A 7,474-nucleotide genomic window follows, 5' to 3' on the forward strand; every position below is an offset into this window, starting at 1 on the left:
TGGGGGCGCTCGCCGGTTCGGCGATGCCACCCGGGGACTCGGCGAAGGCGGGGTCGTGCGCGGTCTCCGCGGCGACCAGCGGCTGGTCGGGCGGCATGACGTCGGGCATCTTGGGCGCCACGACCACGGCCGTGCCGTACGCGCAGATCTCCATCCACATCTCGCCGCAGTCGCGGCTGTCGAAGCGCATCCCCACCACGGCGTTCGCGCCGATGCGGCGGGCCTCCTCGCCGAGCCGGGCCACCGAGTCCGTACGCCACCGGGTGAGGTTGTCCGGGGCCATCGGGTCGTACGCGCCACCGCGCAGGTTCTTGACCCCCTCGCGGTACGGGTTCCGCGTCCTGGCCATCGATGACACCACTTCGCCGAGGATCTGGCGGATTTCGTACCCGGGTAGTTGCTCCGTCGTCACGACCAGCACGTTTCCGATGGTCTCAGGGTTGCGCGCACCCGATCGTGAGCCGTGTTCACCTGATCGGATGCTGCAAAACGGCGCGGCGCGGACGGCCGGCGCGCTGCCGACCATCCGCGCCTGGCGCGGCGCTAACCGTCAGACACCGGCAGTCTGGGTGATCCAGGCCCGGTTGTACGCGACGCTGCCGTAGTTCTGGATGCTCTGGCCGTCGGCGGTGGAGGCGACGCCGACCTGCGCGCCGTTGTAGAACTGCGGGCCGCCCGAGTCGCCCCGCCAGGCGTTGCCGTTGACCCGGGTGCTCCGGATCGCCTGCCCGCCGTACGCGTCGGTGACGCTGTTGCTGGTCACCCGGACCGACGCGGTCTTCAGCTGGGTCGAGGCCGAGCAGCCGCTGTAGCAGGTCATGCCCCAGCCGTAGATCGAGTTGGTCGAGTTGAGCGGCGGGTTGCTGTTGGCGAGCGTGACGTACGAGGTGCTCACCGAGCTGGACAGGCGCAGCAGGGCCAGGTCGTACCGGCTGTAGCTGGCGCTGACGGTGCGGGTCTGGCCGCCGGAGGTGCGGTTGACGCTGCCGACCCGGACGGACATCGTGCCGTTCACGCAGTGCCGCGCGGTGAGCACCCACTGCGGCGCGATGATCGTGCCGGAGCAGGTGAACGAGCCGTTGCTGAGCACGGCGGCGGCCCACGGGGCCGACGAGACGGTGCTGCCGCCGATGATCGGCTGCGGGCCGGCCGGGGCGGCGAGGGCGCCGGAGCTGGCGCCGAGCAGGCCGGCCGCTGCGGTGGCCAGCACCGCGACCATGGATCGGATGCGCATGGGGGCTCCTTCGGGGACGGGGCCCGGGTTCACCGGGTCGAGCTGTCGGCCGGCGGGCGGGGTGGCCCGACGATCGATCGACGTACGACGATGTACGGTAGGGCCCCTGAGATGTCGTTCACAAGAGATCCATCGGAAATGATGGATGAGACGGTATGGCGGGCCGGGCGGCGGGCGGTGCCCCGGCGATCCGGCGGAGCGGGGCGAAACGGGTCGGTCGGCAACGGATGGGCATCGGGATCGCAACGAACCCGCATCGGTCCCCGGGCCCCGCGCCGGGAATGTCGATCACCGCCTGAACTGCGTCCGGCCGGTGCGTCCGGGGCGGTATCTGCCAGGTAGGCTGGCTGCGCTCGCCCGTTGTGGGTCGGCACCCAACTGCGTACACAGTCAGGAGTGCCCAGTGCCTCGCGTCGTCGTCGACGTCATGCTCAAGCCCGAGATCCTCGATCCCCAGGGCCAGGCCGTCGCAAACGCGCTGCCCCGGCTCGGCGTCAGCGACGTCGCCTCGGTTCGGATCGGCAGGCGGATCGAGATCGAATTCACCGGTGAACCGGACCTGGACCGGGCCCGGGAGATCGCCGACAAGCTGCTCGCCAACCCGGTCATCGAGGACTTCACGGTCCGCGTGGCCGAGGCCGACGAGACCGTGGACGCACGCTCGTGACCGCCCGGGTGGGTGTGGTCACCTTCCCCGGCTCGCTCGACGACGGGGACGCGGCCCGGGCCGTCCGGATCGCGGGCGCCGAACCGGTCCGCCTCTGGCACGGTGACCCGCAGCTGCACGGGGTGGACGCCGTCGTCCTGCCCGGCGGCTTCTCCTACGGCGACTACCTGCGCTGCGGCGCCATCGCCCGGTTCGCCCCGGTGATGGGGACGATCGTGGATGCGGCCCGGGGCGGCCTGCCCGTGCTCGGCATCTGCAACGGCTTCCAGATCCTCTGCGAGGCCCACCTGCTGCCCGGCGCGCTCACCCGCAACCAGCACCTGCACTTCCGCAACCGCGACCAGGTCCTGCGCATCGAGTCGGCCGGCACCGCGTGGACGAACGCGTTCCAGCCCGGCCAGGAGGTGCTGATCCCGGTCAAGAACGGCGAGGGCTGCTACGTCGCCGACACCGCGACGCTGGACCAGCTCGAAGCCGAGGGCCGGGTGGTCGCCCGCTACGTCGGCGGCAACCCCAACGGGTCGCAGCGCGACATCGCCGCGATCACGAACCCCGCCGGCAACGTGGTCGGCATCATGCCGCATCCCGAGCACGCGGTGGAGGCGCTCACGGGCCCCTCCCTGGACGGTCTCGGCTTCTTCACCTCGGTGCTCAAGCACCTGGTGGGGACGCCGGCGTGACCGTGCGCGGCATCAACGGTCGGCTCACCCGCCCGTCGGGCGGACGCGAGCGCAGCGAGGAGAGGTCATGACCACCCATCCGGACGAGGTACGGGATAACCCGGAGGCCTTCCCGGCCGCCCCGGCGCAGCCGGTGGAGCCGCGTCCGGCCGGCGTCGTGCCGCCGGCCGGGCGTCCCGGGCCGGCGACCGCCGACTGGGCCGACGGACTGGACACCGTGCCGCGCGCCGGGGACACCCCCGGTGAACTCCAGCCGTACGCCGAGCTGGGGCTCCGCGACGACGAGTACGAGCGGATCCGGCACATCCTCGACCGGCGGCCCACCCAGGCCGAGCTGGCGATGTACTCGATCATGTGGAGCGAGCACTGCTCCTACAAGTCGAGCAAGGTGCACCTGCGGCAGTTCGGCGAGAAGGCCCCGCCGAGCGACCGGCTGCTCGCCGGCATCGGTGAGAACGCCGGCGTCGTGCAGGTCTCCGACGAGCTGGCGGTGACCTTCAAGGTCGAGTCGCACAACCACCCGAGCTTCGTCGAGCCCTACCAGGGCGCGGCCACCGGCGTCGGCGGCATCGTGCGGGACATCCTCGCCATGGGCGCCCGCCCGGTCGCGGTGATGGACCCGCTGCGCTTCGGCGCCGCCGACCACCCCGACACCGCCCGGGTGCTGCCCGGCGTGGTCGCCGGCGTCGGCGGCTACGGCAACTGCCTGGGCCTGCCGAACATCGGCGGCGAGGTCGTCTTCGACCCCTGCTACCAGGGCAACCCGCTGGTCAACGCGCTCTGCCTCGGCGTGCTGCCGGTCGACCGGCTCCAGAACAAGGCCGCCGCCGGCCCGGGCAACGTCGTCGTGCTGATGGGCGCCAGGACCGGCCGGGACGGCATCGGCGGCGTGTCGGTGCTGGCCAGCGCCACCTTCGATGAGGGCAGCGAGAAGCGCCGCCCGTCGGTGCAGGTCGGCGACCCGTTCATGGAGAAGCTGCTCATCGAGGCGTGCCTGGAGCTCTACGACGCCCGGCTGGTCGTCGGCATCCAGGACCTCGGCGGCGCCGGCCTCACCTGCGCGCTGACCGAGACCGCCGCGGCGGCCGGCACCGGCATGCGGGTCTGGCTGGAGCGCGTGCCGCTGCGCGAGGCCTCGATGGAGCCGCACGAGATCCTGGCCAGCGAGTCCCAGGAGCGGATGCTGCTGGTCGTCGAGCCGGAGAAGCTCGAAGCGGTGCTCAAGACCGCCGAGAAGTGGGGCGTCTGGGCCACCGCCATCGGCGAGGTCACCCCGCCGGCGCCGGACGGCCAGCCGGGCCGGCTGCTGATCACCTGGCACGACCAGCTCGTGGTGGACGTGCCGCCGGGCTCGCTGGTCGACGACGGTCCCGTCTACGCCCGCCCGATGCGCGAGCCGGCCGACCTGATCCTGCTCCAGGCCGACCGCGCGGAGACGCTGCCCCGGCCGGCCGACCCGGAGGCGCTGCGCGAGACCGTGCTGCGCATGATCGCGTCGCCCAACCTGGCCGACAAGACCTGGGTCACCGAGCAGTACGACCGCTACGTGCTGGGCAACACCGTGCTCGCCCAGCCGGAGGACTCCGGCGTGATCCGGATCGACGAGCGGACCGGGCTGGGCGTGGCGCTGTCGGTGGACGGCAACGGCCGGTACGCGCGGCTCGACCCGTACCACGGCACGAAGCTCGCCCTGGCGGAGGCGTACCGGAACGTGGCCGTCACCGGCGCGAAGCCGATCGCCGTCACCAACTGCCTCAACTTCGGCTCGCCGGAGGACCCGGGCGTGATGTGGCAGTTCGCCGAGGCCGTCCGCGGCCTGGCCGACGGCTGCGCCGAGCTGGGCATCCCGGTCACCGGCGGCAACGTCAGCTTCTACAACCAGACGGGCGCGGCGCCGATCCACCCGACCCCGGTGGTCGGCGTGCTCGGCGTGCTCGACGACGTGGCCGACCGGGTGCCGATGGGCTTCGTGCCCCGGCCGAGCGGCGACCACGACCAGATCTTCCTGCTCGGCGAGACGCACGTGGAGCTCTCCGGCTCGGAGTGGGCCTGGGTCACCCACGAGCACCTCGGCGGCGTACCCCCGCAGGTCGACCTGGCCCGCGAGCGGCTCCTGGCCGACCTGCTGGCGGAGGCCGCGCGGGTCGGGCACCTGAGCGCCGCGCACGACCTCTCCGACGGCGGCCTCGCGCAGAGCCTGGTGGAGTCCTGCCTGCGGCGCGGCGTCGGCGCCCGGATCGCGGTGCCGGAGCGGTTCGACGGCGGCTCGATGCCGTTCGTCTACCTGTTCAGCGAGTCCGCCGGCCGGGCCCTGGTGTCGGTGCCGCGCGGCCACGAGAAGGCGTTCACCGCCCTCTGCGCCGAGCGCGGCGTGCCGTTCGAGCTGATCGGCGTCACCGACCCGACCGGCGGCGCGCTGGAGGTGCACGGCCAGTTCCGCATCGGCCTGGACGAGCTGCGGGCCGCGCACGGCGAGACGCTGCCGCGCCTCTTCGGGGGCGCGGGGGTCGTCGAGGTGCCCGCGCCGGCCACCGGTGTGGCGGGTGCCGTCGAGGCCGTGCCGCTGCCCGTCGCCGAATCGGCCGGCGTGGAGCCGGTGGACCCGTCGGCCGTCGTGAGCGAGCCGATCGCGTCGGCCGGGCCGGTCCCGTCGACCGGCGCCGTCGAGCCGGTGGCCCCGGCCGAGGCGGCAGCCCCGGCGGAGGCCGTCGCGCCCGGCCCGGAGCAGCCGGCGGCCGAGGCCGCAGACCGGCCGGCCGAGGCCGGCGGGGCGTCGGCTCCCGAGCCCGGCGACACCGAGCCTGGTCGGCGCTGAGGCGGTGGCCGCGGCCGTCCACGTCCAACCCGGTTCAGGCGCCCGCTTCGACTGGGGGTTGACGGGGGCGGCCGAGCTGGGCCGGGTGTGCGCGGTGCTGGTGGTGGTGGACGTGCTGTCGTTCACCACCGCCGTGGACGTCGCGGTCGGGCGCGGCATGCGGGTGCACCCGTTCCCGTGGGGCGAGCAGGCCGCCGACTACGCGCGGCGGGTCGGCGCGGTCGCGGCGGTGGGCCGCCGGCAGACGACCCCGGAACATCCGTGGTCGCTCTCGTCGGCGGCGCTGACCACCGCACCGGTCGTCGCCGACCTGGTGCTGCCGTCGCCGAACGGGTCGGCGATCAGCGCGGCGGCCAGCGCCACCGGGCTGCCGGTGGTCGCGGCCTGCCTGCGCAACGCGCAAGCCGTCGGCCGTTGGCTCGACCAGCAGGGGTACGGCTCGACGGACGCGCCGATCGGCGTGATCGCCTCGGGCGAGCGCTGGCCGGACGGCTCCCTGCGCCCCTGCGTGGAGGACCAGCTCGGGGCGGCCTGCGTGCTGGACGCCCTGTCGGGTGTGCCCGGCGGCCTCTCCGTGGAGGCGGCCGTGGCCCTGGCCGCGCTCGCCAGCACCCCCGACGTGCCCGCCGCGGTCTGCGGCAGCGTGTCCGGCCGGGAGCTCATCGAGGGTGGCTTCGCCGGGGACGTGGAGGTCGCCGTCCGGGTCGGCGTCTCGGACGTGGTCCCGGTGCTGCGGCAGGGCGTCTTCTCCGCCGCCTGACCTCCCCGCGACCGCGCGTCCGACCCGGTCGGGGCGGGCCGGAACGGCGCGAGGGCCGCCCGGAAATCCGGACGGCCCTCGCCGTGGTGCTGTCGTCGGGGGCCGGCCCCCCGAGCGGGTCAGTCGTCCAGCCAGTCCAGCCGGCGGCCACCCCGGTCCTGCTGCGGTGGGCCGTCCGGGCGACCGCGACCGGTCTGCGGGTCGTCGTAGCCGCCCGGCTGGCCGTAGCCACCCTGGCCGTAGCCGTCGCGGTCCTCGTAGCCGCCACGCTGCTGCGGGGGCTCCTGACCGTAGCCACCCTGGCCGTAGCCGCCCTGGTTGTCGTACGAGGTGGGCTGGTCGTAGCCGCCCGGCTGGCCGTAGCCGCCGCGTGGCGCCGGGGGCTCCTGACCGTAGCCACCGGGCTGGCCGTAGCCGCCCCGCTCGTAGCCGCCGCCCGGTTGGTCGTAACCGCCGGTCTGCTCGCCGGCCCGGCCGTACGCGCCCGGGTCGGACTGGCCGTAGCCCTGACCCTGCTCCGGCTGGTAGACGCCGGTGGCGTACGGGTCGGCCGGGGCCGGGTACTGGGTGGCGTCGCCGGTGTAGCGGCCGGTCGGCTCGTCGTACCGCTCGCCGTGGCCCCGGCCGCCGCCCGCCGGCGGGTAGCCCGCGGCACCCGCCGTGCCGGCCGCACCTGCCGGAGCGCCGTAGTCGTTGCTGCCGTAGCCGCCGCCCGAGGCGGGTGCGTTGCCGTAGCCGCTCCCCGACGAGGGCGCGTTGCCGTAGCCGCCGCTGCCGTAGCCGCCGCCGGAAGCGGGTGCGTTGCCGTAGCCGGCACCGCCGTAACCACCCGCGCCGGCCGGCTCGTCGCCGTAGCCGCTGCCGCCCCAGCCCTGCTGGTTGCCCGCCGCGCCGTAGGGCTGCGGGGGAGCGCCGTACGGGTCCGGCGGCACGTCGTCGACCACGGGGCGGTGCATCATCGTCGGGGCGTCGCTGAGCGCGGCGCCGCCCACCATCGTCGGATCCGGCGTGGTGCCGACCCGGTTGACCACCCGGGTCTGGTCGTCGGCGCCGCGGAACGCCCCGCGAGCCGCCGGGACCGCGCCGGCCGCGGCGCCCGCCGGGGCGTCGTCGTCGGCTTCGTCGCCGTTGTCCTTGCGCCGCATCAGGAGCAGCACGATGGTGCCGACACCGGCGGCGACGAGCAGGCCGCCGAGCAGGATGATCAGCCAGGAGCCCATGCCGCCGGAGTCCTCGTTGCTGGCGTTGGCCGCCGCGCCCGGGGTCGCCTCGGTGCTCTCCTCGGGCGTCTCCTCGACGGGCTCGTCGGAGGGGGGCG

The 7,474-nt window shown here is 74.6% G+C and carries 6 protein-coding genes and 1 pseudogene; 4 read left to right on the top strand and 3 right to left on the bottom strand.

The features are described from left to right. The coding region (locus F6X68_RS28275) for a YbjQ family protein (RefSeq protein ID WP_151457112.1) at window positions 1–526 on the bottom strand (526 nt) is incomplete at its 3' end. A gap of 24 nt (window positions 527–550) precedes the next feature. Continuing rightward, window positions 551–1,234 (bottom strand): trypsin-like serine protease, encoded by a 684-nt coding sequence (locus tag F6X68_RS28280; protein WP_151457113.1) that lies wholly within the window; start codon window positions 1,232–1,234, stop codon window positions 551–553. Window positions 1,235–1,637: 403 nt separating this feature from the next. Between F6X68_RS28280 and purS the strand changes: the two genes are divergently transcribed. The 4 genes from purS to F6X68_RS28300 all read left to right on the top strand — a co-directional run bounded on the left by purS (window position 1,638) and on the right by F6X68_RS28300 (window position 6,156). Next, window positions 1,638–1,901, top strand: a complete 264-nt coding sequence (gene purS, locus F6X68_RS28285) for a phosphoribosylformylglycinamidine synthase subunit PurS (RefSeq protein ID WP_121397234.1) — start codon at window positions 1,638–1,640, stop codon at window positions 1,899–1,901. Beyond that, window positions 1,898–2,581: a phosphoribosylformylglycinamidine synthase subunit PurQ gene (gene purQ / locus F6X68_RS28290; RefSeq protein WP_151457114.1), complete on the top strand. Its 684-nt coding sequence runs from the start codon at window positions 1,898–1,900 to the stop codon at window positions 2,579–2,581. The genes purS and purQ overlap by 4 nt, the downstream gene beginning before the upstream one ends. 67 nt (window positions 2,582–2,648) lie before the next feature. Next, on the top strand, window positions 2,649–5,396 hold the full coding sequence (purL, locus tag F6X68_RS28295; RefSeq protein WP_151457115.1) for a phosphoribosylformylglycinamidine synthase subunit PurL: 2,748 nt from the start codon (window positions 2,649–2,651) through the stop codon (window positions 5,394–5,396). Between the two features lie 4 nt (window positions 5,397–5,400). Beyond that, entirely contained in the window at window positions 5,401–6,156 is a 756-nt protein-coding gene (locus F6X68_RS28300; RefSeq protein WP_151457116.1) for a 2-phosphosulfolactate phosphatase, read from the top strand. 119 nt (window positions 6,157–6,275) lie between these two features. Here the strand turns inward: F6X68_RS28300 and F6X68_RS28305 are convergent. Next, a pseudogene (locus tag F6X68_RS28305) lies at window positions 6,276–7,474 on the bottom strand (hypothetical protein); the annotation flags it as partial.

Source organism: Micromonospora sp. AMSO12t, assembly GCF_008806585.1.
In the GTDB taxonomy this organism is placed as follows: Bacteria; Actinomycetota; Actinomycetes; order Mycobacteriales; family Micromonosporaceae; genus Micromonospora; species Micromonospora reichwaldensis.